The sequence below is a fragment of the Salegentibacter sediminis genome (genome assembly GCF_002078605.1).
Taxonomy (GTDB): Bacteria; Bacteroidota; Bacteroidia; order Flavobacteriales; family Flavobacteriaceae; genus Salegentibacter; species Salegentibacter sediminis.
Genome location: NZ_MSJR01000001.1, coordinates 616,191 through 641,232 on the forward strand (window position 1 = coordinate 616,191; position 25,042 = coordinate 641,232).

24 protein-coding genes, 1 pseudogene and 1 riboswitch are annotated in these 25,042 nt (G+C 39.5%); of the genes and pseudogenes, 5 read left to right on the plus strand and 20 right to left on the minus strand.

The window, feature by feature from the left end; genetic code table 11:
• Positions 1-110 precede the first annotated feature (110 nt).
• Positions 111-893: a zinc ribbon domain-containing protein gene (locus BUW93_RS02955; RefSeq protein ID WP_081209025.1), complete on the minus strand. Its 783-nt coding sequence runs from the start codon at positions 891-893 to the stop codon at positions 111-113.
• A gap of 2 nt (positions 894-895) precedes the next feature.
• Entirely contained in the window at positions 896-1,990 is a 1,095-nt protein-coding gene (locus BUW93_RS02960) for a Nif3-like dinuclear metal center hexameric protein (protein WP_081209027.1), read from the minus strand.
• A 91-nt stretch (positions 1,991-2,081) separates the two neighbouring features.
• Between BUW93_RS02960 and lpxK the strand changes: the two genes are divergently transcribed.
• Positions 2,082-3,104 carry a tetraacyldisaccharide 4'-kinase gene (gene lpxK, locus BUW93_RS02965; RefSeq protein ID WP_081209029.1) on the plus strand — a complete coding sequence of 341 codons (1,023 nt, stop codon included), beginning with the start codon at positions 2,082-2,084 and terminating at the stop codon, positions 3,102-3,104.
• Here the strand turns inward: lpxK and BUW93_RS02970 are convergent.
• From BUW93_RS02970 to BUW93_RS03000, 7 genes and pseudogenes are all read right to left on the minus strand, one after another.
• Positions 3,088-3,903: a hypothetical protein gene (locus BUW93_RS02970; RefSeq protein ID WP_081209031.1), complete on the minus strand. Its 816-nt coding sequence runs from the start codon at positions 3,901-3,903 to the stop codon at positions 3,088-3,090. The two genes, lpxK and BUW93_RS02970, sit on opposite strands and share 17 nt — an antisense overlap.
• A 134-nt stretch (positions 3,904-4,037) precedes the next feature.
• Entirely contained in the window at positions 4,038-6,257 is a 2,220-nt protein-coding gene (locus tag BUW93_RS02975) for a tetratricopeptide repeat-containing hybrid sensor histidine kinase/response regulator (RefSeq protein ID WP_081209033.1), read from the minus strand.
• 40 nt (positions 6,258-6,297) lie between these two features.
• Positions 6,298-7,305, minus strand: a complete 1,008-nt coding sequence (gap, locus tag BUW93_RS02980; protein ID WP_081209035.1) for a type I glyceraldehyde-3-phosphate dehydrogenase — start codon at positions 7,303-7,305, stop codon at positions 6,298-6,300.
• Positions 7,306-7,318: 13 nt separating this feature from the next.
• A pseudogene (gene lipA, locus BUW93_RS02985) lies at positions 7,319-8,260 on the minus strand (lipoyl synthase); the annotation flags it as partial.
• 10 nt (positions 8,261-8,270) lie between these two features.
• Entirely contained in the window at positions 8,271-8,843 is a 573-nt protein-coding gene (locus BUW93_RS02990; protein WP_081209039.1) for an RNA polymerase sigma factor, read from the minus strand.
• Entirely contained in the window at positions 8,834-9,937 is a 1,104-nt protein-coding gene (locus BUW93_RS02995) for a glycosyltransferase (protein ID WP_081209041.1), read from the minus strand. The genes BUW93_RS02990 and BUW93_RS02995 overlap by 10 nt, the downstream gene beginning before the upstream one ends.
• Positions 9,938-9,941: 4 nt before the next feature.
• Positions 9,942-10,157, minus strand: a complete 216-nt coding sequence (locus BUW93_RS03000) for a membrane or secreted protein (protein ID WP_081209043.1) — start codon at positions 10,155-10,157, stop codon at positions 9,942-9,944.
• Between the two features lie 166 nt (positions 10,158-10,323).
• Between BUW93_RS03000 and BUW93_RS03005 the strand changes: the two genes are divergently transcribed.
• On the plus strand, positions 10,324-10,938 hold the full coding sequence (locus BUW93_RS03005; RefSeq protein WP_081209045.1) for a fasciclin domain-containing protein: 615 nt from the start codon (positions 10,324-10,326) through the stop codon (positions 10,936-10,938).
• A gap of 137 nt (positions 10,939-11,075) precedes the next feature.
• A riboswitch (TPP riboswitch) is annotated at positions 11,076-11,163 on the minus strand.
• Positions 11,164-11,261: 98 nt separating this feature from the next.
• Here BUW93_RS03005 and murB read toward each other — a convergent pair.
• Both murB and BUW93_RS03015 read right to left on the minus strand, forming a co-directional pair.
• A complete protein-coding gene (murB, locus tag BUW93_RS03010) occupies positions 11,262-12,275 on the minus strand; it encodes a UDP-N-acetylmuramate dehydrogenase (protein WP_081209047.1) in 1,014 nt (337 codons plus the stop codon).
• A gap of 6 nt (positions 12,276-12,281) precedes the next feature.
• Entirely contained in the window at positions 12,282-13,472 is a 1,191-nt protein-coding gene (locus BUW93_RS03015) for a pyridoxal phosphate-dependent aminotransferase (protein ID WP_081209049.1), read from the minus strand.
• 100 nt (positions 13,473-13,572) lie between these two features.
• Here BUW93_RS03015 and BUW93_RS03020 point away from each other — a divergent pair, with 100 nt between their 5' ends.
• Entirely contained in the window at positions 13,573-14,907 is a 1,335-nt protein-coding gene (locus BUW93_RS03020) for an aspartyl protease family protein (RefSeq protein ID WP_081209051.1), read from the plus strand.
• A gap of 52 nt (positions 14,908-14,959) precedes the next feature.
• Here BUW93_RS03020 and BUW93_RS03025 read toward each other — a convergent pair whose 3' ends face one another.
• Positions 14,960-15,346, minus strand: a complete 387-nt coding sequence (locus BUW93_RS03025; RefSeq protein ID WP_081209053.1) for a DUF1573 domain-containing protein — start codon at positions 15,344-15,346, stop codon at positions 14,960-14,962.
• Positions 15,347-15,552: 206 nt separating this feature from the next.
• Here BUW93_RS03025 and BUW93_RS03030 point away from each other — a divergent pair, with 206 nt between their 5' ends.
• Positions 15,553-18,183: a valine--tRNA ligase gene (locus tag BUW93_RS03030; protein WP_081209055.1), complete on the plus strand. Its 2,631-nt coding sequence runs from the start codon at positions 15,553-15,555 to the stop codon at positions 18,181-18,183.
• 28 nt (positions 18,184-18,211) lie between these two features.
• Here BUW93_RS03030 and BUW93_RS03035 read toward each other — a convergent pair whose 3' ends face one another.
• The 6 genes from BUW93_RS03035 to rsfS all read right to left on the minus strand — a co-directional run bounded on the left by BUW93_RS03035 (position 18,212) and on the right by rsfS (position 23,120).
• Positions 18,212-18,487 (minus strand): acyl-CoA-binding protein, encoded by a 276-nt coding sequence (locus BUW93_RS03035; RefSeq protein ID WP_081209057.1) that lies wholly within the window; start codon positions 18,485-18,487, stop codon positions 18,212-18,214.
• A 2-nt stretch (positions 18,488-18,489) separates the two neighbouring features.
• On the minus strand, positions 18,490-19,149 hold the full coding sequence (locus BUW93_RS03040; protein WP_081209059.1) for a phosphatidylserine decarboxylase family protein: 660 nt from the start codon (positions 19,147-19,149) through the stop codon (positions 18,490-18,492).
• Complete coding sequence (locus tag BUW93_RS03045; RefSeq protein ID WP_081209061.1) at positions 19,139-19,942, minus strand: phosphatidate cytidylyltransferase; 804 nt, start codon at positions 19,940-19,942, stop codon at positions 19,139-19,141. Before BUW93_RS03045 ends, BUW93_RS03040 begins: the two co-directional genes overlap by 11 nt.
• A 3-nt stretch (positions 19,943-19,945) precedes the next feature.
• On the minus strand, positions 19,946-20,557 hold the full coding sequence (locus BUW93_RS03050) for an LUD domain-containing protein (protein WP_081209063.1): 612 nt from the start codon (positions 20,555-20,557) through the stop codon (positions 19,946-19,948).
• Positions 20,558-20,655: 98 nt separating this feature from the next.
• Positions 20,656-22,728: an ATP-dependent zinc metalloprotease FtsH gene (gene ftsH, locus BUW93_RS03055; RefSeq protein ID WP_081209065.1), complete on the minus strand. Its 2,073-nt coding sequence runs from the start codon at positions 22,726-22,728 to the stop codon at positions 20,656-20,658.
• A 20-nt stretch (positions 22,729-22,748) separates the two neighbouring features.
• Positions 22,749-23,120 (minus strand): ribosome silencing factor, encoded by a 372-nt coding sequence (rsfS, locus tag BUW93_RS03060; RefSeq protein WP_081209067.1) that lies wholly within the window; start codon positions 23,118-23,120, stop codon positions 22,749-22,751.
• A gap of 94 nt (positions 23,121-23,214) precedes the next feature.
• Here rsfS and BUW93_RS03065 point away from each other — a divergent pair, with 94 nt between their 5' ends.
• Complete coding sequence (locus BUW93_RS03065; RefSeq protein ID WP_081209069.1) at positions 23,215-23,946, plus strand: biotin--[acetyl-CoA-carboxylase] ligase; 732 nt, start codon at positions 23,215-23,217, stop codon at positions 23,944-23,946.
• Between the two features lie 57 nt (positions 23,947-24,003).
• Here the strand turns inward: BUW93_RS03065 and BUW93_RS03070 are convergent, their stop codons facing one another.
• Both BUW93_RS03070 and pyrE read right to left on the minus strand, forming a co-directional pair.
• Positions 24,004-24,396, minus strand: coding sequence for an SRPBCC family protein (locus BUW93_RS03070; RefSeq protein WP_081209071.1), 393 nt, complete (start codon positions 24,394-24,396; stop codon positions 24,004-24,006).
• Between the two features lie 2 nt (positions 24,397-24,398).
• Complete coding sequence (gene pyrE / locus BUW93_RS03075) at positions 24,399-25,040, minus strand: orotate phosphoribosyltransferase (RefSeq protein WP_081209073.1); 642 nt, start codon at positions 25,038-25,040, stop codon at positions 24,399-24,401.
• Positions 25,041-25,042 lie beyond the last annotated feature (2 nt).

The window sequence follows — 25,042 nt, forward strand, 5'->3', positions numbered from 1 at the left end:
TATATGGTGTATTAATGTGAAATACTTGTTAATCCATATCTAAACAGAAGCCAATAAAAAAGCCCCGAACCATTAGGTTTGGGGCTTTGGAAATTATTTTGAATGAATTCTTAGCCTACTTTGGTAAACAAATTGGTCATTTTTTCCTGTTCTTCTTTAGCAAGTTCTTCATCTACCAGAATACGGCCACTATGCTCATCGGTGATGATCTTTTTGCGACCTGCAATCTCCATAATTACCTGTGGCGGAATTGTGAAGTAAGAACCTCCCGATGCACCGCGTTCAACCGGCACGATAGCCAGACCGTTCTTTACATTACTTCTAATTCTCTTATATGCTTTTACCAGGCGCTCTTCGATGTTTTTCTCGAATTCTGCAGATTTCTTGATAAGAGCTTGCTCTTCCTTTTCGGTTTCTGAAAGAATTTCATCAAGCTCATTTTTCTTGTGCTCAAGATGCTTTTCTCTTTCGTTTAAACGCTCTTTAGTTTGTTCGATTACCTCTTTCTTCTGTTCTATTTGAGCTTTGTATTCTTTGATATGCTTTTCTGCAAGCTCTATTTCCAGTTCTTGAAATTCAACTTCCTTTGAAAGGGCATTGAATTCGCGGTTGTTACGGACATTCTTCTGTTGCTCAGAATATTTTTTAATGGTGGCTTTAGACTCGTCTATCTGGTTTTTCTTACTTTTTATATCATTCTCAATAACCTCAATATCGGCATCCAGTTTATCTAAACGAGTATTTAATCCAGCTACTTCATCTTCCAAATCTTCAACTTCTAAGGGAAGCTCGCCACGTACGTTCCTGATTTCATCAATTCTTGAGTCCACCAGCTGAAGATCGTACAATGCTCTTAACTTCTCTTCTACAGTAACTTCGTTTTTTTTTGCCATAGTTAAATATACTTGATAGGATTGGTATTTGTCTCTGCTAAAATAAGTGCAAAATTACTAATTTTTTTTGTCAAATAAGAATGTAGCAGATTTTTTGTGTATTGCTCACTTTCATAATGCCCAATATCTGCCAGCACCAGCTTTTTCTCGGCTTTGTAGAAGTCGTGGTATTTAAGATCGGCAGTAATATAAACATCGGCCCCGGCTCTTTTGGCATTTTCGATAGCAAAACTGCCGCTACCACCCAATACCGCAACTTTTTTCACCGGTTTTTCTCTTAATTCTGAATGCCGAATGCAGCCTGAATTAAATATTTGCTTCACCTCCTGTAAAAACTCAGCCTCATTCTGCTCTTGCTCTAGTTCACCAATCATTCCCATTCCCAAATGCTGATTGGAGTTATCTAAAGTGCTTACTTCGTAGGCCACTTCTTCGTAAGGATGATTTTTGAAAAGTGCCTTAAGGATTTCTGACTCTAAATGAGCCGGGAAGGTTAAGCCAATTTGTGTTTCCTCTTCAAAGTGTACCTCGCCTTTTTTGCCAATCACCGGATTCGCTTCTTCATTCGGTTTAAAACTCCCCGAACCTTTTAGGTTAAAGCTGCAGTTGTCGTAATTTCCAATGCTTCCGCCTCCTGCACCAAACAGGGCTTTGCGTAACTCGTCGGCATTATTGTTCGGAACAAATGTGGTGAGCTTTTTAATGCTTTTCTTACGCGGAATAAGGATCTTTCTGTTCTTTAATTTCAGCTTTTCACAGATCATATCGTTCACCCCTTTATGCTGATTGTCCAGGGCGGTGTGAATCGCATAAATAGCGATATCATTTTTTATCGCTTTAATTATAGTGCGCTCCACATAATTTTTTCCGTTTAGTTTTTTTAAACCTGAAAAAATAATAGGGTGAAAACTAATAATAAGATTGCATTTTTTCTCTATTGCTTCGTCTACTACTTCTTCCAGGGTATCTAAAGTGATAAGGGCCCCTTTCACGTCGGTGTTGGGATCTCCGGCAAGAAGGCCTACATTATCAAAGTCCTCAGCATAGGCCGTAGGCGCAAAATCTTCCAGAATATTAATTACTTCCTGAATCTGCATTTAATTTGTGTTATATTGAAAGCAGAAGTCTGCTTTTGTTAATTTTGTTTGAACCAGCCTAAGCTCAAATATAAATATTATAGTTCGCCCTATGGAACTTTTCCGAAAAATCCTCCTGCCTTTTTCACTATTGTATGGTTTTGTAATGCTCATCAGGAATTTTCTTTATGATAGCGGCGTCCTGAAATCCAAAGCTTATAAAGTTCCCGTTATTTGTGTGGGGAATCTCAATACCGGGGGCACAGGGAAATCTCCCATGATAGAGTTTCTGTTGAAAGTTTTAGGAAAAGAGTACCGTATTGCGAGCCTAAGCCGTGGATATAAACGTGAGACCCGGGGATACCGGTTGTTAAAGGGAACAGAGACCGCCGCCGAAGTGGGAGATGAGCCACTTCAGTTCAAGAAAAAATTTCCTGAAGCTTTTATAGCTGTAGATGCCAACCGCCAAAATGGAATTTCGCAATTACTTAAAGAAAATCCCGAGGTAATTTTGTTGGATGATGCTTTCCAGCACAGAAAAGTGAAAGCCGGATTTAATATTCTGCTCACCGCTTTTGGAGATCTTTTTACAGATGATTTCATGTTGCCAACCGGGAATTTACGAGAACCTGGATTTGGGGCTGAACGGGCAGATATCATCCTGGTTACAAAATGTCCTGTCAACCTTTCACGAAACGAGCAGGAACACATTAGGACAAAACTCGAGTTGCGTAACTATCAGGAGCTTTTTTTTACTTCTATAAGGTATTCAGAAGAAATCGTTTCCGCAGAAAAAAGGATTAAGCTGGAGGATTTGAAAACAACTCCATTCACCCTTGTTACTGGTATAGCTAATCCCGAGCCCTTGTTGAAACATTTAGAAGAGGAAAAACTTGAATTTGAGCATAAAGCTTACGGAGATCATCATAATTTTTCTTTCTCAGAAATCAGTGAACTTCAAAATAAAAACCTGATTTTAACTACCGAGAAGGATTATATGCGGCTGCAGAAGAAGATAGCAATGGAAAAGTTGTTTTACCTTCCTATAGAAGTGTCTTTTATAAATGGAGAGATGAAGTTTCTTGAAGAGATCCTGGCTTTTGTAAACCCTGTAGAATTTAGTGAGCGTAAGTAGTTTTTGCCAAAGCTTCCTTTTCGTCGCTAATTAATTTAAACAGGTTTTTATCTTGTAGGATATCCCGATAATCATATTCTTTTCCATCTACAAGCACATGGTTAGAAATGAGTCGTGCTCCGTGGCTGTAATCTACATAGGTGTTGATATGGCCATTATAAAGAGGTTGAATGGGCTTACCGTTTAATTTATGCCATCCATAAATACTCACGTGCCGACTTCTGGTAGAATCGCTGAGTTTATGGGAGATGACAATATCCTTTTTACTACCAGCAACAAAGCTGCCCGCAGAAAAACCTGCAGCTTTTATCTGAGCCTGAATGACCTGGGAATGGTCGTAAAAAATATCCACAGTTTCATTTCTGTTATTTCGCGGAATATAATTGAACGGTTCTATTTTTAATTCGGCGTGGCGATAGATAATATCTGTTACCTTTGGGGTAGGGGGGGAAGCATTGTATTTATTTGCTACTTTTTGAGCTGTCATTGGACTTATAGGTATAATGAAATAATCCTCTATATTTCCTACAGAAAGGTAATCGGGAGAGACAAATAAACTAAGCTTTCTAGTTTGTCCTGAAGCATCTTTTTGAATAGTTATAATTTCTTCCCAGTCTAAAAGAAATTCAGGGAAATTACCGCTAAGCAATTCTTTAGAGATCAAGGCTTCTCGTTCCTCGAAATCAAGCAACCTGATTTGCTCATAAATTTCCGATCCTGATTTCTGAGCTGACAGGGTGCCTGTGCTTAATACTAAACACAGAAGGATAGCCAGTCTGAAATTAAATTTTGATTCCATGAATGTTTAGGTATTGGAATAAAAATGAGGTGCGCAGGCACCTCATTTCTTTTAGGCTAATTCAAACTATATATGTTGTAATCTGCGATATATAATTTTACTAGCCAGGTTTTTGCAAAGCATATGCCAAAGCGCTAAACGGTTGATTCTCTTAATGCTAAATGAGTGTTAATCTTTCTGTAGAACTCTTCCGTCTTGTATGGTTTGGGAATAATATCACTAAACCCATTTCCGTAGAATTCGTCCAGATTATCATCAAGGGTGACCGCGGTTAGCGCAATTATCGGGATATTTCCATTGAATTTTCTAATTGCCGCGGTAGCTTCAATTCCACTTATGCCGGGCATATGAATATCCATAAGGACCAGATCGAATTCTTCAGATTTTATTTTTTCTATAGCATCGGTTCCGTTATCGGCGACATCGCAAATAGTACCGTTCTTTTCAAGAATCTTCCTGGTAATCATTTGGTTGATCTTGTTGTCTTCAACCACCAGGATTTTTTTACCTTTCATCAACTCCATATTTTCTGTGGTAGTTGGAAGTTCAGTAGATTCATTTTTTGTAAATTCTTCTGCCTCAAACTTAAGCTTAAACGTAAAGCAGGATCCTTTTCCCAGTTCGCTTTCCAGGGTAATTTCACTTCCCAGTAAATGGAGAAGGTTTTTAACAATAGATAGGCCGAGTCCGGTGCCACCGAATTTTCGGTTTATCTGGGTTGAGCCCTGGGTGAAATTTTCAAAAATGGCTTTTTGTTTTTCCTTGGTGATTCCCTCGCCATTATCTTTTATTTCAAAATTTAACCAAATAAATGGGCCCTCCTGCCTGGTCTTTTTAACGCTTATCCAAATATCTCCATTCTCTGTAAACTTGATGGAATTTCCTATTAAGTTGATGAGTACTTGCGAGATCTTGAGAGGGTCACCTTTTATTTTACGGGGAATCTCCTTATCAAAAGTAAAGTGGATTTTTGTATGTTTTTCATCGGCTGAATTTTTAAGGGCGATGAGCACATCTGAAATTCTTTGCTCCAGATTAAAACTGGCTTCCATAACTTCCACCTTATTGGCCTCGAGCTTGTTGAGGTCCAGGATATTATTGATGAGCGATAACAGGTATTCCCCGGAAAATTTCAGGGAATTCAGGTGTTCTTTTTGGTTTTCAGTAGGACTCTCTTCCAGTAATAAATGGGTGAGCCCGGTAACAGCATATAAAGGAGTGCGAAGCTCATGTGTGATGGTAGAAAGGAACTGTGCCTTGGCCATAGATGCTTTTTCGGCGTTTTCTTTGGCTTTGGTGAGTTCTGTATTTTTCTTCTGAAGCAACTCATTGGCTCTTGCTCTCAGATTATTGTTCTTATAAAGCGATAAAGTTAATAAGGAGAGGATAGTGATTAAAGCTACACTTAAAATGGTAGTAAGCTTATTTACTTTTAATGATCGTTCCTGCTCGGCGTTTTGAAGGGCGAGTTCATTGAGACTGCTTTTCATGGCATCCACTCCATATCGGGTGGTGGCATCTAATGCCATGGCTTCCTTGTTCATGTTAAAGATAGAATCCCTAATCCTGTTACTGATCTTTAGGAATTCAAGAGCCAGTGCCGGATTGCCTATTTCTTCATGAACCCTGCTAAGCACCTTGTTGGAACTGGTTAATAACCCGCTAAAGCTCTGTTCTACCCCTATATCTCTTGCTTTTTCGAGATCGATGAGGGCTAAATTGTAATTTTTTAATTCGGCATGACTTCTACCGCGGTAATAATGAAGCCGGGAAATCTCGTAAAGGTCAGGAGTATCATCGTTTCTTAAGTATTCTTCTGCCTTATTAAAATTAGAGAGGGCCAGAGAAGGATTTTGATCCAGGTTTAGATTTACGATCCCACGGTTTAGGTGAATAATACCCAGATATTCAGTATTGTCATTTTGAACAGATAGGCTTTCAGCAAGATTTAAATATTGGTGAGCCCGGTTGCTTTCTTTTTCTGAATTAAGGATTTTTGCGTAGGTTATATAGCTGTAAGCCAGCCCCATATCGTCTTCGATTTCCCGCTGGATGGAAATAGCGCGATTCAACTCGGTAGTAGCTTTGCTATACTCATGCCGAATGTAGTATAACTTAGCCAGAATGCTACTGGAGAGAGCAATATATTTTTTGTTATCTATGGCTTTTGAAAATTCAAGGGAAGTGTTTAGCTGCTGCAAGGCCTTATCGAAATCCAGAATATTTATTGATTCTTCTGCTTCCCCCAGGAGCTTTTGGATTCTTGCATTGGTCTCTTCAATCTCATCAACATCCTGGGTTGGTAAGGAGACTGAGAAAAATAAGAAAAATACCCATATATGCGTAAAGTTCATCACTTGGGGTGGTTGGAGGCTAATTTGATGTTAAATATAGTTAATTATCATTAACCACTGAAATTAAATCGATAAGCCTGCTGGAATAACCAATTTCATTATCATACCAGCCAATAAGTTTAACGAGCCTTCCGCCTATCACCGAGGTCATTTGAGCATCAAAAATGCAGGAATGGCTGTTGCCCTGTATATCTATGGATACTATGGGATCTTCAGTATAACTTAAGATTCCTGCCAGTTTCTCTTCCGAAGCTTTCTTAAACAGTTTGTTTACCTCTTCAATGGAGGTTTGTTTCCTGATATTTAGGGTCATATCGGTTAGGGAGCCATTGGGTACAGGAACCCGAATCCCGCAGCCTCCAATAACTTTGCTTAAATCGGGGAAAATGTGTGTTAAGGCTTTAGCGGCGCCCGTTGTGGTTGGAATGATAGATTGTGCTGCTGCCCTGCTTCGCCTAAGGTCACGGTGGGGCTTATCATGCAGACTTTGATCGGAGGTATAAGAGTGAACCGTGGTGATATAGGCCTGTTCTACTCCAAAATGCTCGTGAATAAGTTTAAGCATAGGCGCAGCATTATTCGTAGTACAGGAAGCATTGGAGATAATCTTCTCTGTGCCGTCAAGAATATGCTCATTTACCCCTAAAACCACCATTTTAATCCTGTCGTCCTGAGGTGGAACAGAGAGAATCACTTTCTTTACCCCTTCTTTTAAATGATGCTGAAGATCCTTGGTAGTTTTAAATTTTCCGGAAGCTTCAACTACATAATCTACTTTATAATTCTCCCAATTAAGTTCTTTAGGATGAGATTTGTTTAGCAGTTTTACCGGATTTCCGTCGACATTAAATCCGTCTTCAGAAGCACGAATCTCATTTTTTAAGACTCCGTGAATACTGTCGTATTTCAATAAATGAATTAAGGTAGGAGCATCAGAAATATCGTTGACTACTACCACCCTGATAGTGGGGTGTCCAATTAACAACCTAAAAAGGTTACGTCCTATACGACCAAAACCATTTATGGCTATATTGATTTTTGCCCGCATAGAAAGCTCTTGCTTAGTTTATGTGTTTTTGTGCTTTATAAGAGGAACGTACCAGAGCACTGCTTTCCACGTGACGGAAGCCCAAATCCAATCCTATAGCCTCGTATTTCTTAAACTGATCCGGAGTAATGAATTGTTTCACCGGTAAATGTTTTTTGCTGGGTTGAAGATATTGCCCAATAGTTACCACATCTACTCCGGCATCTTTTAAATCATGAAGCGTTTGAATTACTTCATCCTCCTGTTCTCCAAGACCAAGCATGATCCCAGATTTTGTTCGGTTGATGCCTTGTTCTTTAAGATAACGTAAAACTTCCAGGCTTCGCTCGTACTTGGCCTGAATTCTTACCTCGCGGGTTAATCGCTTTACGGTTTCCATATTATGGGAGACCACTTCCGGAGCAACTTCAATAATACGATCAAGATTTCTTTCATTTCCCTGGAAATCGGGAATAAGAGTTTCCAATGTGGTTTCAGGATTCATTCTTCGAATGGCCTTTACCGTCTCGGCCCAAATGATAGAACCCATATCTTTAAGGTCATCGCGGTCTACACTTGTGATTACCGCGTGTTTGATCTTCATGAGCTTAATAGATCGGGCAACTTTCTCGGGTTCATCCCAATCTACAGTTTCCGGCCTACCGGTTTTAACCCCGCAAAATCCACAGGACCGGGTACAAATATTTCCCAGAATCATAAAAGTAGCTGTGCCTTCACTCCAGCATTCCCCCATATTGGGACAGCTCCCGGAGGTACATATAGTATGGAGGTCATATTTGTCTACCAGACTACGTAACTCGGTGTATTTTTTTCCGGTAGGTAGCTTAACCCTTAACCATTTAGGTTTGGATTTTGTCCTGGTTTCTTTAGGGGAAATTGTCTCTGTACTCATAGCAAAATTCAATTGGTCAAAGATACAATAATCTGTGTAACTGCATAAATTAGGCGGGCTTTGTTCTAATTGCTTACAGGCTGTTTCTGTTTTTTATAATCTCCGCCAGTAGTTTTTTGGCTCTAAGCAATTTAACCTTAACATTGTTCATCGGTTCATTAAGAGCTTCAGCGATTTCCTTGTAGGATTTCTCCTGAAAATATCTAAGATTAATCACTTCCTGGTAATGAGGTTTTAACTGCTTGATATCGGTTAGCAATTGTGCGAGATGCTGTTCCTTGATGAGCTTGTCTTCAATAGTAGGGGTTTCATCGGCAATCTTATGAACCTGACTTATATTTTCTGAAGTGGTTTTAGACCTTATAGAAGCATTCTTTTTTCTAATAAGATCTACATGCAGATTTTTTGATATCGCAATAAGCCAGGTGCTAAAAGAATAATTCTCATCGAAACTTTGAATCTTATTAAAAGCTTTGGAAAAAGTTTGAATGCTTATGTCTTCAGCCTCATATTCATCGCGGGTTTTTTTTAGCTGAAAACCATACACATCATTCCAGAATTTATCCAGTAGATAATTGAAGGCAGTCTGACTTCCATTCTTGGCGGCTTTTATCTTGGCAAGCAGCTCCTCCTGGTTTATTTCCAATGGCTTGGTTTTGAGAAAATATTAGCTATAAAAATGCTTAAATGCGATAAGATTAAAAATACTTCTAAAAGCGGAAATAACCAAACCACATCTGTTTCTCCTAATTTTCGTGCCGATTTGTAATAGACCAGCAATTCTAAAAACAATAAGATCCCTAACGCCAATAATACTATTACGGGGTAAACCTGCGCGATTAATAAAATTGGCAATAATAGCCAGAAAAATAACCTGGAGCTGTAAAAAAGACCCAGTAGCAATTTATGTTTTGGTTTGTAATGTTTGGCAATGGAGGTGTGTCTTCTTTTCTGCTGAAACCAACTCTGAAAAGAGCTTTTTGGGACACTACGGGTTATAGCATCCTTATTGAAACAAATAGCGGTGTTGGTGGGTGTAGCGGCTTCATTCACAAAAAGATCATCATCCCCCGATCGCAGATGCAAATGACTGGCAAAACCTTTATGCGCATAAAATTCTTCTGAGGTATACGCCAGGTTTCGACCTACGCCCATATAAGGACTTCCCAGCCTGGCATAAGAAAAATACTGAATGGCAGTAAGTAGGGTTTCAAACCTTATCAGTTTGTTTAATAAGGAATTTTTATGCTTAAAGTAACCGCCATAGCCCAGGATAATACTCTTTTCGCCCTTAAAATTTTGGACCATTTCAGCAATCCATTTGTTGGATTGAGGGGCGCAATCGGCATCGGTGAATAGGAGGTGAGAGTTTCTGGCTTTTTTTATTCCAAGGGTAAGAGCATATTTTTTATTCGCCCAGAAAGCTTCGTTATTCTGAACGTTCACAATCTTTATACGTCCATCTATTTTCTGAAATTCCTCGATTACCTCGAGGGTATTATCGGTGGAAGCATCATTGATTACTACAACCTCAAAATCGGGATAATCCTGTTCCAAAACTGAGGGAAGAAAATTCCTTAAATTTTCAGCTTCGTTTTTAGCACAAATAATTACAGAAACCGGAAAGCCAGCTTTGTCGATCTTTCGGTTTCTGGCATTGGCAAACGAGAGAAAAGCCAGGAAAAAAAGGATATTGATTAAACTGAATAATAAATAGAAACCGAGTAAAGTTAGGGCCATTCAGTTATTTAATCTGTTTCCCTTGTGTATCGGTGCTACAATTTCCCATTTCTTCAGGCATCTTTCCGCAGAAACTGCAGGATTCGCCTTCCTTATTTAAATACGGACTTTGGCTAGCACAGGTGCCGGCAAATTTTCCGTCTTTCTTACTCCAAATTTTTATAGCAAGCCCTGCAAAGGCAAGAGCTAGCAATACTATACTTATGATTATTAATTTCATGCTGATAAATTTCTTCTGCAAAAATAACAATAAAAACAGGATTGGTAAAATTAGATAGCACATTAGGAAAAGCTTTACACTATTTAACTAAACATTATATGTAAATCTCTAATAATGTTGGGGTTACGAAATAGATTTGCGGGTTAATAAATTAAAAAGCTCAATTATGAAAATTAAAAAGATTTTGCTTATACTATTTTTAGGTCTTTTTGTGTTTTCTTCTTGTGAAGATGAAAAGAAAAAGGCTGAAGAGGAAAGATTAGAAAGACAGGAGGCTGAACGAGCCGCCGAATTGCAGGCCGAAGAAGAACGTATGGACCGGGAAGCAAACAGTATTACCGCAAAAACTATGGAAGATGATTCGCTGAGTTCCTTGTCTGGCGCTTTACAAAATGCCGGGCTTGCACAAACTTTTACTGAAGAGGAGGGACCGTATACTATTTTTGCTCCTACCAATGAGGCATTCCAAAAGATTGATCAGGCTACTTTGGATACATTAATGAAAAGTGAAAACCGCGAAAAGTTGAGCGATGTGCTCAAATATCACGTAGTGGAGGATAAAATAACGGCAGAGGAACTTTCTAAAAGAATTGATCAGGGTAATGGAGAATATACCATAACAACCTTAAGTGGAGCCTCGCTTACTGCTCTTAAGAGTGGAGATGATATCCTTCTCAAAGATGAGAACGGCAATACTGCTAAAATCACTAAAACTAATATTGATGCCTCAAACGGTGTTATTCATCAAATAGATGGAGTGGTGATTGGAAAAAAATCCTAGCGGTTTAAATGAATAAACATAAAGTTTAAAAGTGAAAGCTACCGGCAACTACCAGTAGCTTTTTCATTTTTTTAAGTACAAAAAAAAGCTTCATTTCCTGTAAAGGAAATGAAGCTCCTCTATATGAGGCGTTTAGCCTCGATAGATTCAATATTTCCTACACTGGGATTATCCAGATCAGGTTGTGCGGGTATAATCTCAGCCTAAGCACCCCGATATTGATATAATAAAGATAAGGAATAAAAAGAGGAGGCTTTGATAATAAAATCTTAAATAAAAGCTTTTTAAACTGTAGGGGTTGTTAAATATATTCCTACAAAAAATTAGAATATATTCACTTCGGTTTCCAGCTTTATTTTGAACTCTGAAAATATCTTGTTGCGAATTTCTTTGGAAAGGTCAAGCAACTCCTCGCCTGTAGCTTCCCCGTAGTTTACAAGGACCAGTGCCTGGTTTTTATGCACCCCGGCATCGCCTCTGCGGTAGCCCTTAAGGCCTACCTTATCAATAAGCCAGCCGGCGGGTACTTTCACCTTGTCTTCGTCTATAGGATAAGAAGGGATTTCCGGAAATTTTTCCCGTAGTTTTAAATACTCTACTTTTCTGATTATTGGATTCTTAAAAAAACTTCCGCTGTTGCCAAGCACCCGTGGGTCTGGTAATTTAGACTGCCGAATAGCGATTACAGCATTGGAAATGTCTTTTATCCCTGGTTTGGTTATTTTTTCTCCAACCAACCAATCATTTATTGCCCCGTAGCCGGTGTGCAATTGGTGTTGAGTTTTGCTTAACCTAAACCTTACAGAGGTAATTATGTATTGGTCCTTTAATCTTTGCTTAAAAACGGAATTTCTATATCCGAATTCACAATCTTCAGGTTTGAAGGTTACCTCTTCAAGAGTTTGTATTTGTATTGCGGTGCAGGATTCAAAAACATCTTTCAGCTCTACCCCATAAGCACCAATATTTTGAATAGGGGCTGTTCCTACGTTTCCGGGGATAAGGGAAAGGTTTTCAAGGCCGCCGAAATCGCGCTCCAGCGTCCATAAGACAAATTGATGCCAGTTTTCCCCGGCATTGGCTTCTACAACAACCTCATCTTCAGTTTCAGAAATGATTTGTTTGCCGGTAAGACCAATATGTAAAACTGTTTTGGAGATATCCTGGGTGAGGAGCATATTGCTCCCGCCGCCCAGGATAAATATTTCTGATGCATAGGTTTGCTGAAGTGCCTTCCTTAATTCTTCAGGAGAAGAAACCGAAATAAACTTTCTGGCATTTACGTCTATACCAAAGGTGTTATAATTCTTCAAAGAAACATTTTCAGAAACCTGCATATGAGCTTATTTGTTGTATTGCTTTAAGGCTATTTCCAATATTTCAATTGCTCTTATCAGGTTTTCTTTTTTCAATACATAGGCAATTCGAACCTGATTAAGGCCGGTATTGGGGGTAGAGTAGAATCCCGCGGCGGGAGCGACCATAATGGTTTCGTTATCCATTTCAAACTCTTCCAGCAACCATTGAGCAAAATCATCAGCGTTTTTCACCGGGAGTTCAGCGATGCAATAAAATGCTCCCTTTGGTTTGGCTACCTTCACGCCATCAATTTTTTCGAGGCCTTCTATAAGGATATTTCTTCGGTTGGTATATTCTTCAATTACTTCATCAAAATATTCCTGTGGAGTGTCTAAAGCAGCTTCGCTGGCAATTTGAGCAAAAGTTGGAGGACTAAGCCGTGCCTGCGCAAATTTCATAGCTGTTTTCATAACCTCCTGGTTTTTTGATACAAGGCAACCAATTCTTGCCCCGCACATGCTATAACGTTTGGAAACCGAATCGACCATAATGGCGTTCTGTGCAAGTTTTGGAATACTCATAATGGAATGATGCTTTACTCCGTCATAAGCAAATTCGCGGTACACTTCGTCCGCTACGATAAAAAGATCATGTTTAAGAGCGATTTCTGCCAGTTGTTCGATCTCTTCTTTAGTATATAAGTATCCGGTGGGATTTCCTGGATTACAGAGAATTATTGCTTTGGTTTTTTCGCTTATCAGGGCTTCAAAATCTGAAATAGGTGGTAAAGCAAAATTATTCTCTATAGAACTTTGTATGGGAATGATCTTTACGCCAGAGGCGGTAGCAAAGCCGTTGTAATTTGCGTAAAATGGCTCGGGGATAATTACTTCGTCTCCCGGATCGGTAATGCTCCCCATGGCGAACATCAAAGCTTCAGAACCTCCAGTAGTCACAATAATTTCTTCTGCATTTACAGGGATATCATTTTTCTGATAATATGCAGCCAGCTTAGTTCGGTAAGATTCAAAACCTGCCGAATGGCTGTAAGACAATACCTCAATATCATTGGTTTTAACCGCATCAAGCGCGGCTTGAGGAGTTTTTATGTCGGGCTGTCCAATGTTTAATTGATAGATATTACGACCCTTTCTGATAGCGGCTTCAGCATAAGGTACCAGTTTTCGTATCGGAGATTCGGGCATGTTTCTACCCTTATTAGAAATATTAGGCATGATTGATATTTTTAATGGTATGCAAAAATGCAAAATTATTGTCACAAAGTTAGCCGCCTTATGCTCATTATTTTGTGAATATTTCATAAATTAAAGAAGAATGAAAAGGCTAATGGTTTTATGGTTGTGCATGCTTTGGTTAACGGGTTTAACCTTGCCTGCTACAGCCCAGAGTGAATATCGTATTGAAAATAGAAAAAGCTATTTTAAGTTGCCTTTCCTGTTGATTAATGACCTGGTGATCGTTCCTGTGACGGTCAACGGCGTTGAACTTTCTTTTTTGCTGGATACCGGAGTGAATGCAACCTTGGTTTTTGCGATAGATGGTAAAATTCCTGATGTTAAAAATACTAGCAGAATCTTTCTTCGGGGTTTGGGGGCCGGGGAGCCGGTTATGGCGTTAAAATCTATAAATAATACGGTGGTATTGGGTGATGCGGTAAGCGATGGAGAAACTCTTTTTATTGTTGATGAAGAATTGATCGGACTTTCAAACCGGCTTGGCATTGAGTTAAACGGGATTTTGGGTTATGACTTCTTTCGGCATTTCATTGTTGAATTCAATTACCGAAGGAAATTTATTAAGGTTTACGAGCCCGGAAATTATAAATATAAGAAGTGCAGACGCTGCGTGGATATCCCTTTAATTTTTAATGAAAATAAACCATACCTGAAAGCTGATATTAATATCGATGAGCAAGAACATAATTTATTATTTCTGATGGATAGTGGCGCGGGGGATGCCGTTTGGATATTTACGGATGAAGAAAAAGGAATTGCTGTCCCCAAATCCTCTTTTGAAGATTTTCTGGGCTACAGCATTAGCGGAAGTGTCTATGGCCAAAGAAGCAGGATAAAATCTTTAAATCTTGGTGGTTTGGAACTAAAAGAGGTTACCGCCAGTTTCCCCGATACGCTTTATATAGAAAATGTATCGCTTTATGATAAACGCAATGGTAGCATTGGGAGTCAGGTTCTTAAGCGTTTTCACTATACCCTGGATTACCCCGGGAAGAACCTTCGGCTTAAGCCAAATTCAGATTTTAGAAAATCTTTTGAATATAATATGAGCGGAGTGGTGGTAGAACACAGGGGCCAAAGATTTGTAAGGGAATATGAAACCCCACCGCCTTTTTTTGCTGTGGAAGAGATTAAGAAAGAGGGGGTTGAGGTTTCTGAAAGTACTTATCAGCTTAAATTCTCCCTGGCTCCAGATTACCAAATCGCCGAAATCAGGCCTGGTTCTCCGGCTGAAAAAGCCGGACTGCGAAAAGGTGATATAATCCTTGAGATTAACGGGAGACCAGCCCATACATATTCTCTTGATAAAATTTCGAAACTATTTACTTCCCGCGAAGGCCGGCAGATAAAGCTGGTGGTGGAAAGAGAACAAAAAGAGATGAAATTTGCTTTCAGGCTTAAACGAATTATATAAAAAAAACTCCTGCGATTAGGCAGGAGTTTTAAGATTTTTAAAAGTGAAAATTTTACAAAGTATCTTCGTCTACCACTTTCCCTTTTATTTTAAGGGCTTTAGTTGGAACATCAGAATTTGAATATACGGTAACTGTTTTTCTGATTGGGCCAACCCGTTTAGTGTCGTATTTTACCTCGATCTCCCCGGTTTCTCCCGGCATAATAGCCTCTTCGGGCTTTTTTGGAATGGTACATCCACAACTGGAAGTCACATTCTCGATCACTAAAGGTGCATTTCCGGTATTGGTAAATTCAAAAACCCGAACCCCGTCGCTACCTTTCTTTATTTCGCCGTAATCAATAGTTTCTGTTTTAAATTCCATTTTTGCGGTATTCTGGGCAGTGGCTACACCAACTCCGGCTAAAACAAAAACAGCGATTGCAATTAACTTTTTCATATCTCATAATTTAGAAGTCTTTAAAAGCCTAAGCTTTCAAGGACTTTGGTTGAACATTGCCTTAGAAGGCATGATAATTTAGTTTTTTCGGAATAGTAAAGATAAGCTGAAATGCAGTTATTCACAAAATTTTATTCAATTCAACTCCTTTTAAATTCCTTAACTAATGGTTACTTTTGCCATTATTTTCAAAAACCAGACCAATTATGGCGATAGCTTCCAAATATAACGCGAAACAAGTAGAGGAAAAATGGTACCAATACTGGATGGAAAACCGGTATTTTCATTCTGAAGTAGACGAGCGTGAACCTTATACCATTGTAATTCCTCCTCCCAACGTGACCGGGGTTTTACACATGGGCCATATGCTGAATAATACCATTCAGGATGTTCTGGTAAGAAGAGCGAGACTTAAAGGTTTTAACGCCTGCTGGGTTCCAGGAACTGACCACGCTTCCATCGCGACCGAGGCTAAAGTAGTTGCTAAATTAAAAGCTGAAGGGATTGATAAGAATAGTCTCAGCCGTGAGGAATTTCTACAACATGCCTGGGACTGGACTCATAAACACGGGGGCATCATTCTGGAACAGCTTAAAAAGCTGGGAGCTTCCTGTGACTGGGACCGTACCAAGTTCACTATGGATGAAAAAATGTCGGCGTCGGTTATAAAAGTTTTTGTAGATCTCTATGAAAAAGGCCTCATTTATCGCGGTTACCGTATGGTGAACTGGGATCCGGAAGCTAAAACCACCTTGTCTGATGAGGAAGTAATCTACCAGGAAAAACAAGGTAATTTATATTTTCTTAATTATAAAATTGTTGGTAGTGATGAGGTGGTGACCATTGCCACTACACGTCCCGAAACCATTCTTGGGGATACCGCTATTTGTATAAACCCCCATGACGAGCGATTTAAACATTTAAAAGGGAAAAAAGCTATAGTGCCGGTAGGTAATCGTGAAATTCCGGTAATAGAAGATGAGTATGTGGATATGGAATTCGGAACCGGTTGTTTAAAGGTTACTCCCGCCCACGACGAAAATGATAAGATGCTGGGCGATAAGCATAACCTGGAAGTTATAGACATTTTAAATGATGATGCCAGCCTCAATGAATACGGTTTGCATTATAAAGGAATGGATCGTTTTAAGGTCCGAAAAGAAATAATCATTGAACTGGAAGAGCTTGGGGTTTTAGTTAATACTGAAGAGCATACCAATAAAGTGGGAACCAGTGAACGCACAGGTGCCGTAATTGAGCCTAAATTAAGCGACCAATGGTTTCTTAAAATGAAAGAAATGGCCAAACCGGCTCTTGATGCAGTTGTTGATAAGGATATTAATCTTGTTCCTGATAAATTTCTGAACACCTATAAACACTGGATGGAAAATGTTCGGGACTGGAACATTTCAAGACAATTGTGGTGGGGCCATCAAATTCCTGCTTGGTACTTTGGTACGGGTAAAGAAGATTTTGTGGTGGCGGAAAATGCAGAAACGGCCTTGGAAAAAGCTAAAAAGAAATCTGGAAATAGAAATTTACAGGCTGCCGATCTTTCCAGGGATAAGGATGCTCTTGATACCTGGTTTTCTTCCTGGTTGTGGCCCATGAGTGTTTTTAACGGAATCCTGGAACCTGAAAATCCGGAGATCGAATATTACTATCCAACCAACGATCTTGTAACCGCTCCTGAAATTTTGTTTTTCTGGGTTGCCCGTATGATTATGGCTGGCTATGAATATCGTGGAGAAAAGCCTTTTAAAAATGTTTATCTCACGGGGATAGTGCGCGATAAACAACGCCGTAAAATGTCTAAATCCCTGGGGAACTCCCCGGATCCTCTAGGATTAATTGAGCAATATGGCGCAGATGGCGTAAGGGTAGGGATGCTGCTTAGCTCCCCTGCCGGGAACGACCTGATGTTTGAGGAAGAACTTTGTAAGCAGGGTAGTGCCTTCAGCAATAAAATATGGAATGCTTTCCGCCTGGTAAAAGGTTGGGAAGTTTCTGAAGAAAAAGAGCAGGAAGAAACCTCAAGAATTGCGATAGACTGGTATACGGCTAAATTCAGAAAAAGCCTGACCGAGATCGAAGATCATTTTTCCAAATTCCGCATAAGTGACGCATTAATGACTACTTATAAACTGGTTTGGGACGATTACTGCTCCTGGTTTTTGGAAATGGTAAAGCCTGCTTACGGTGAGCCAATTGACGCTAAAACCTATAAAGCTGTGATCTCGATCCTGGAAGATAATCTTAAGATTCTTCACCCTTTTATGCCTTTTGTTTCTGAAGAGATCTGGCAGGAAATTACCAGCAGAACTCCGGAGGAGGCTTTGATTGTAGCCAAATGGCCGGAGCTAAAAGATTTCGATCAGAATATTATTGAAGAGTTTGCAGTTGCTTCTGAAGTGATCGCGGGTATAAGAAAGATCAGGAAAGAGAAAAATATTTCCTTTAAGAACACCATTGATTTTATGGTGCTGAATAATGAGAAAACTTCCGAAGTATTCGATCCTGTTATTAGAAAAATGGGGAATATCGCCCAATTTCAAACCGTAGAAAAACAAGTGGAAGGAGCGCTAAGCTTCCGGGTAAGGTCTAACGAATACTATATCCCTATCACCGGGGCTGTAGATGTTGAGGCCGAAATTAATAAGATGGAGGAAGAGTTGGAATACACCCGCGGATTCCTGAAGACTGTAGATAAAAAACTTTCCAACGAGCGTTTTGTAAATAATGCTCCAGAAAAGGTAGTAGCCGTAGAAAAAGCCAAAAAGGCCGATGCTGAGGCAAAGATCGAAGCACTGGAGGCTAGTTTGAAGAATTTGAAATAATGAAAAGAGGAAATATTGGTGCTCTATCCTATTCTGGTATTTCGCCAATATGTTCTTCTACAAGAGCGATATATTTTTCCTGTGCGTCTTTTTTGCTGAGGTCTTTTACCTGAACCAAAGCATTAATTTTGAAAGCACTTCTAAGGTCACCCTGTTCAGAAGGAGGTAAATAAAAGCCGTTCTTTTCGGTAGCTCTTTTATAATAAGCATAGAAACTAAGCATAATATCTGGAGGGAAACTAAGGTTGGTAGTACTGGCCAATTCGTAGGCCTTGTTGAATCTTTTTTGTGTTGAATCTAGCATTTTTAATCCTCCTCAATTTTTGCGATTAGGCTTAAACCGCCTTTCACTTTTTGATTTAATTTTACCCTTAATGGAGTATTAACCGGTAAAAGCACATCTACTCTGGATCCGAATTTAATAAAACCGCTATCGCTTCCCTGGGTAACCTCAGAGCCTTCTTCAGCATAATTAACTATGCGTTTGGCTAATGCTCCTGCAATTTGGCGGTAAAGTACTTCTCCTGCAAGCTTATTTTTAACCACAACCGTAGTACGTTCATTCTCCTCACTGGATTTTGGATGCCAGGCTACTAAAAATTTTCCTGGATGATATTTGCTGTAAATCACAGTTCCGCTTACGGGATGCCTTGTCACGTGAACATTTAAAGGAGACATGAAAATAGAGACTTGCAGTCTTTTATCCTTAAAATATTCTTTTTCATAAACCTCTTCAATAGCAACTACTTTTCCGTCTACGGGTGCGACTATATGAGCATCGTTATGCTGGGTGCTTCTTTTTGGATTCCTGAAAAACTGGATGATCAGTAAGAACAACAAAATAGAAATCAGCAAAACTGAAAATTTAATCCAGTATGCGTTTATTAAACTATAAGAAAGCACGTTTATTGCAATAAGAATTATTGCAGTAAAGGCCATTATTTTATATCCTTCTCTATGAAACATAATTTAATAGGTATAAATATGCGTATACAAATGGGCTGGCAAAAATAATACTATCCAGTCGGTCAAACAATCCACCGTGGCCCGGCATCAACTTTCCGCTGTCCTTTACGCCAGCCTGTCTTTTAAATTTAGACTGAATTAAATCTCCTAAGGTCCCGAAAACACTAAGTATTATAGCCATTCCGAGCCAGAGGGGGAAACTGAGAAATTGGGTGTAATAAAAAATAAAAAAACTTGCTATTCCACTAAATACAAGACCACCCAGAAAACCTTCTATGGTTTTTTTGGGGGAAATACGTTCAAACAGTTTATTCCTGCCAAAATTTTTTCCTACAATATAGGCAAAGGTATCGTTAGTCCAAATCAGGATAAAGATTCCAACTATTAAATCAGGTCTAAAAAACCCGTGAATAGTAGGGAGTAAGGTTAGAAATATAACCGAAGAAATCAGATAGAAAATTATTATTATATATTTCTTCTTTTCAAAAACCGGAATCTTCTGGACTACCATAAGGTCTTTAACCAGAAATAAATTTACAAAAATGGTGATGAAAAGCAGTAATACGGTAGCATCGGGATTGAACTTTAAATAGCTGAAAAGATAAAATAAAAGCGCCTGTACAGCGTAAAGAGCATAGCTCTTAAGGTGAAGGAGCTTTTGCATCTCAATAAGGCATACCAGGCCTAAAAGATAGAATAGGCTAATGAATACGAGCTCATCATGAAGGATAGAAGCAACCAATATGGATATATACAATAACCCTGAAATTGTCCTGATAATTGCTTCCCTCATGTGTTATAGATCTTCCAGCAGGAGCAAATATAGGTTTTTCGTGCTACTTCCGTAACTCATGAAATCACCTTCTTTTTGTGTTTCGAAGTTTTTAATCGTGGTGATATTAGAGGGGATGCTCTGCTTATTACGCGATTTAATACCTCTAAGCCCCTCACCAATAGTGTCTACCAGCTGGCTGGTAGAAGAAATAATCACAAAATTGGCGGGTAATTCATGAAGTTTACACTCTTTGATTTGATTTGAAGAAATTAAAATAGAACCATCATTGGCCACTAAAAATTCGCAGGTAGAAAGATAGAAGGCTGCTGTACCCGATTTAGTGAACTCAAGGTTGAAACCCTTAAATCTATCCTTAAGATTGGGGTCAAAACAACAACACTCCTTTTCATACCAATCGTTCTCCAGTAAAATATTATCAAAAGCTTCCCTGATCTCCGATTCATCTTCGCAATAAAGGAATTTTCCTCCATTATTTTTGAAGTTAAGCATAAATCGCTCATCGGTTGGAAGTTTCACTTCCGGCATGTATTTGCCCCGATCAGCATTTTCAGGGGATTCCTGTTTTTTGTCTGATTTAGATTTAGGGTTAAGGAATCTTCTAAATAGACTCATAGAGTTTTGGGTGTGGTTCTAAAGCTCATTTTAACCAAAGGTAAAAAATCTTACTTTAACTTACATTAAAATAAGATTTTTTAAACTTTGGTTATAAACTATTTATTAACGGAATCGTTTTCTGAAACTTCAGATTCGGTTTCGCTTGATCCCTCTTCAGAAGATTTTTCCGAATTTTTGGGAGATTCTTCAGTTTGGGATCTCTTTTTAGCTTCTTTCTTTGCCTGTTCTGCCTCAGCAAGGTGTTTATCCTTTTGAAAGGGCCGGGCACCGAATATTTTCTCAAGGTCGTCCTTGAAAATAACCTCCTTATCCAATAGGATATCAGCAAGTTGAGTGAGCTTGTCTTTGTTCTCCGTGAGAAGCTTTATGGCTCGTTTATACTGGGCTTCAATAAGATTTGATATCTCTTTGTCTATCAGTTCTGAGGTCTTTTCACTATAAGGCTTGGTGAAGTTATATTCACTCTGCCCCGATGAATCATAATAGGTAAGATTACCTACCGCTTCGTTTAATCCATAAATAGTAACCATGGCTTTGGCTTGCTTGGTTACTTTTTCAAGATCGCTTAGAGCCCCGGTGGAAATATTGTCAAAAATTACCTTCTCGGCTGCGCGGCCACCAAGAGCGGCACACATTTCATCAAGCATTTGCTCAGGTCTAACAATTAACCTCTCTTCCGGAAGATACCAGGCAGCACCCAGCGATTGTCCCCGGGGAACAATGGTTACTTTTACCAGGGGAGCCGCATGTTCCAACATCCAGCTAACTGTAGCGTGACCCGCTTCGTGAAAGGCGATAGCCTTTTTCTCTTCTGGGGTAATAATCTTATTTTTCTTTTCAAGCCCGCCAACAATTCGGTCTACGGCATCAAGAAAATCCTGTTTACCAACGGCTTTGTTGCCTTTACGGGCTGCAATAAGGGCAGCCTCATTACATACGTTAGCGATATCTGCTCCGCTGAAGCCTGGAGTTTGTTTGGCAAGGAATTCAGTATCAAGTTCATCTGCCACTTTTTTCAATGGCTTAAGGTGAACCTCAAATATCTCTTTTCTCTCATTGAGGTCAGGCAGGTCTACATATATCTGTCGATCAAAACGACCAGCACGCATTAAGGCCTTATCCAGTACGTCGGCCCGGTTAGTGGCAGCTACTACAATAACATTGGTATTGGTGCCAAAACCATCCATTTCAGTAAGTAATTGGTTCAGGGTGTTTTCGCGCTCGTCATTAGAGCCAGAAAAATTACTTTTTCCCCGTGCACGGCCAATAGCATCAATCTCATCAATAAAGATAATAGAAGGAGATTTCTCTTTAGCCTGTTTGAAAAGGTCTCTTACTCTTGAGGCTCCGACCCCCACAAACATCTCTACAAAATCTGAACCTGACAGGGAGAAAAATGGCACCTTGGCTTCACCAGCAACGGCTTTTGCCAATAGCGTTTTACCGGTTCCCGGAGGGCCTACAAGTAAGGCTCCCTTTGGAATTTTACCTCCCAGGGAAGTATATTTTTCAGGTTGTTTAAGGAAATCTACAATTTCCTGTACTTCCTCCTTGGCGCCTTCAAGACCGGCAACATCTTTGAAAGAGGTTTTTACATCGGTATTCTGGTCGAAAAGCTTAGCCTTGGATTTTCCTATATTGAAGATCTGGCCTCCGGCACCGCCACCGCCACCACTGCTCATTCTTCTCATAATAAAGATCCAAATCCCAATTATAAGTACAAATGGCAGTAGGGTTATGAAGATCTCTCCCCATACATTGCTTTGCGTGTCGTAAGTGACCACAGTGTCCAGATTTTCTTCATTTTTAATTTCAGAGATACTATTCTCGAAATTCTGAAGATCCCCAAACTGGAAAGTATAGGCCGGAGTTTCACCAGTGGCAAAGATTTCCGGGTCCTGGGCTTTTTTATGAACTTCTTTTTGCTTGGCTTCTTCGGTAAGGAATACCTGGGCCTGGTTTTTATTGATGATGACTACTTTTTCTACATCACCGTTTCTTAGGAAAGTTTGAAATTCTGCAGGGTTGGTCTTGGCCGGTTCATTAAAACCGCCGCCACTGAAGAAATTAATTCCTAAAAATACTAAGATTATCGCTGCATAGATCCAGTATGCGCTGAATTTTGGTTTCTTGGGATCGATATTTTTCTTGGGTTGTTCTTTCGCCATACCTGGTAGGTCTTATAAGTTTAGTAATTAGTCTCGATAGAGGTGATCTTTGCATCACCCCAGAGGCTTTCAATGTCGTAAAATTCCCTGATGTGTTTTTGGAAAACGTGTACTACTACATTCACATAATCCATTAAAACCCACTCGGCGTTTTCGCTGCCTTCAATATGCCAGGGTTTGTCTTTAAGGGCTTTACTTACCGTTTTTTGGATAGAGTTGACTATGGCGTTTACCTGCGTGTTTGAAGTACCATTGCAGATGATAAAATAATCACAAACTGTATTTTCAATTTCTCTAAGGTCTAGAATTTCAATGTCATTTCCTTTTACCTCTTCTATCCCTTTAATTATATGTGCAATAAGTTGATCGCTGTTCGTTTCCTTTTTTACCATTAAAATTTTTTATTTTCGCAAAGTTATTACTTTTTGAGCTTTTTTAGAGCCTGTTAACACAAGATTTAACTCCTTTACGACTTCTTAATCACCTATGCGTATAATCAAAGTTAATGCCATCAATTCTACCAACGATTTTGCCCGGGAACTCTATCGTGGGAATTCTAATTTTGATCCTTGCTGCGTGCTGGCACAAAATCAAACCAGTGGGCGTGGACAGCGGGGGTCGGGGTGGATGGCAAACCCGGGGCAGAATCTAACCTTTAGCATTCTGTATCCAAAGATAGAGGTGGAGGTGGACCGACAGTTTTTATTTAGCGCAGGGGTTTCAGTGGCTGTAGTGAAGGCCCTGGAAATATTTAATATTCCAAACCTAAAGGTGAAATGGCCAAACGACATAATGTCAGGGAATTTTAAAGTGGGTGGAATCCTTATCGAGAATATTTTGAAAAACAACCAGATTTCAGCCTCGGTGATTGGTGTTGGGCTTAATGTAAACCAGGTGGATTTTCCTGGTTTACCCCAGGCGGCCTCCTTAAAAATGCTCACCGGGAGAACCTTTGAATTGGAGGAGGTGCTGGATGGAATCCTGACCTCCATCGAAAAGGACTTGCAGTCCATTTCTTCTACCAATCAAAGTCGGGTGCTGGAGGAATACGCCGAAAGAATGTTTAGGAAAGATGTGGTTTCCACATTTCAATATCCTGATAATTCTTTTCTCACAGGAATCATTCGGGGGGTAACCACTGCGGGCAGACTCAATGTGGAGATCGAAAATTCGGTTTTTAAAACTTTTGATCTCAAGGAACTTAGGCTCATGTATTAAAAAATAAAACCCCGGAAAGTTTCCAGGGTTGAATATATTCTGAAATAGCTAACTTACTTAAAGTTTGCCAGCGTTTTCAGATAGCGTATTAATAAATTTTTGAAGCGGGCCTTTTACCATCATCGCCATCATCGCATTAAACTTCCCCTCAAAATCCATGAAAATGAGACTTTGCTGTTCGCCTTCCTGTTCAATATGTATATTTAGAGCAAAATTGAACTTATCTGAAGTTGATCCTAAAACCACTAATTCGGGTTCTTTGGTTTCTTTGATCTCCAGCTGTATTTCGGGCATTCCCTTTAAACCAAATAAAAACCGGTCGTGAGCCTTTACCTCAAACTTCTCTGTGCTTTCAGGCATTAATTGCTCGTAATTTTCAACATTGGTTAAAAATTCAAACATTTCCTGCTGATTCTTTCCGGTAGTAACTTTTTTACTTTCTAAATGCATGTTTATTTTTTCCAGTTGCTAGGGTCCTGCCGCCAATCCTTAAGGGTTTCGGCTTCCGAAGCGTTTATGTAATTTGTGCGTTGTGCGGTTTCCAGTAAGTAATCGTAATTGCTTAAGGTATGTAACTCCACTTCTGCATGTTTAAAATTATCTTCGGCAGTGCTAAATCCGTAGGTGAAGATGGCAAGCATTCCTTTAACATTGGCACCGGCTTCCTTAAGGGCTTTTACTGCATTTAAACTGCTCTTTCCGGTACTTATAAGATCTTCTATCACCACTACATTCTGCCCTTCTTCCAATGCGCCTTCAATTTGGTTTTTACGACCATGACTTTTAGGCTCTGGTCTAACATAGATAAAAGGAAGGCTCAAATACTCGGCAACCAACATCCCGATACCTATGGCTCCGGTAGCAACTGCGGCTATAACGTCTGGTTTGCCATAGAGTTCCTCGGTTTGGCGGGCAAAGTGTTCCCTGATGTAGTTTCTGATTGGCGGATAGGATAAAACAATCCTATTGTCACAATAAATTGGCGATTTCCAGCCACTGGCCCACGTGAATGGAGCTTGTGGTTCTAATTTTATTGCTTTAATTTGCAGGAGTAGTTCAGCAGTTTTGATTGCTGTTTCTTTATTCAAAATCATAA

Bases quoted from the DNA above. Each gene is read 5' to 3' on its own strand.
- BUW93_RS02955 (WP_081209025.1), bottom strand. From the start codon at position 893: ATGGCAAAAAAAAACGAAGTTACTGTAGAAGAGAAGTTAAGAGCATTG.
- BUW93_RS02960 (WP_081209027.1), bottom strand. From the start codon at position 1,990: ATGCAGATTCAGGAAGTAATTAATATTCTGGAAGATTTTGCGCCTACG.
- lpxK (WP_081209029.1), top strand. From the start codon at position 2,082: ATGGAACTTTTCCGAAAAATCCTCCTGCCTTTTTCACTATTGTATGGT.
- BUW93_RS02970 (WP_081209031.1), bottom strand. From the start codon at position 3,903: ATGGAATCAAAATTTAATTTCAGACTGGCTATCCTTCTGTGTTTAGTA.
- BUW93_RS02975 (WP_081209033.1), bottom strand. From the start codon at position 6,257: ATGAACTTTACGCATATATGGGTATTTTTCTTATTTTTCTCAGTCTCC.
- gap (WP_081209035.1), bottom strand. From the start codon at position 7,305: ATGCGGGCAAAAATCAATATAGCCATAAATGGTTTTGGTCGTATAGGA.
- BUW93_RS02995 (WP_081209041.1), bottom strand. From the start codon at position 9,937: ATGGCCCTAACTTTACTCGGTTTCTATTTATTATTCAGTTTAATCAAT.
- BUW93_RS03000 (WP_081209043.1), bottom strand. From the start codon at position 10,157: ATGAAATTAATAATCATAAGTATAGTATTGCTAGCTCTTGCCTTTGCA.
- BUW93_RS03005 (WP_081209045.1), top strand. From the start codon at position 10,324: ATGAAAATTAAAAAGATTTTGCTTATACTATTTTTAGGTCTTTTTGTG.
- murB (WP_081209047.1), bottom strand. From the start codon at position 12,275: ATGCAGGTTTCTGAAAATGTTTCTTTGAAGAATTATAACACCTTTGGT.
- BUW93_RS03015 (WP_081209049.1), bottom strand. From the start codon at position 13,472: ATGCCTAATATTTCTAATAAGGGTAGAAACATGCCCGAATCTCCGATA.
- BUW93_RS03020 (WP_081209051.1), top strand. From the start codon at position 13,573: ATGAAAAGGCTAATGGTTTTATGGTTGTGCATGCTTTGGTTAACGGGT.
- BUW93_RS03025 (WP_081209053.1), bottom strand. From the start codon at position 15,346: ATGAAAAAGTTAATTGCAATCGCTGTTTTTGTTTTAGCCGGAGTTGGT.
- BUW93_RS03030 (WP_081209055.1), top strand. From the start codon at position 15,553: ATGGCGATAGCTTCCAAATATAACGCGAAACAAGTAGAGGAAAAATGG.
- BUW93_RS03035 (WP_081209057.1), bottom strand. From the start codon at position 18,487: ATGCTAGATTCAACACAAAAAAGATTCAACAAGGCCTACGAATTGGCC.
- BUW93_RS03040 (WP_081209059.1), bottom strand. From the start codon at position 19,149: ATGTTTCATAGAGAAGGATATAAAATAATGGCCTTTACTGCAATAATT.
- BUW93_RS03045 (WP_081209061.1), bottom strand. From the start codon at position 19,942: ATGAGGGAAGCAATTATCAGGACAATTTCAGGGTTATTGTATATATCC.
- BUW93_RS03050 (WP_081209063.1), bottom strand. From the start codon at position 20,557: ATGAGTCTATTTAGAAGATTCCTTAACCCTAAATCTAAATCAGACAAA.
- ftsH (WP_081209065.1), bottom strand. From the start codon at position 22,728: ATGGCGAAAGAACAACCCAAGAAAAATATCGATCCCAAGAAACCAAAA.
- rsfS (WP_081209067.1), bottom strand. From the start codon at position 23,120: ATGGTAAAAAAGGAAACGAACAGCGATCAACTTATTGCACATATAATT.
- BUW93_RS03065 (WP_081209069.1), top strand. From the start codon at position 23,215: ATGCGTATAATCAAAGTTAATGCCATCAATTCTACCAACGATTTTGCC.
- BUW93_RS03070 (WP_081209071.1), bottom strand. From the start codon at position 24,396: ATGCATTTAGAAAGTAAAAAAGTTACTACCGGAAAGAATCAGCAGGAA.
- pyrE (WP_081209073.1), bottom strand. From the start codon at position 25,040: ATGATTTTGAATAAAGAAACAGCAATCAAAACTGCTGAACTACTCCTG.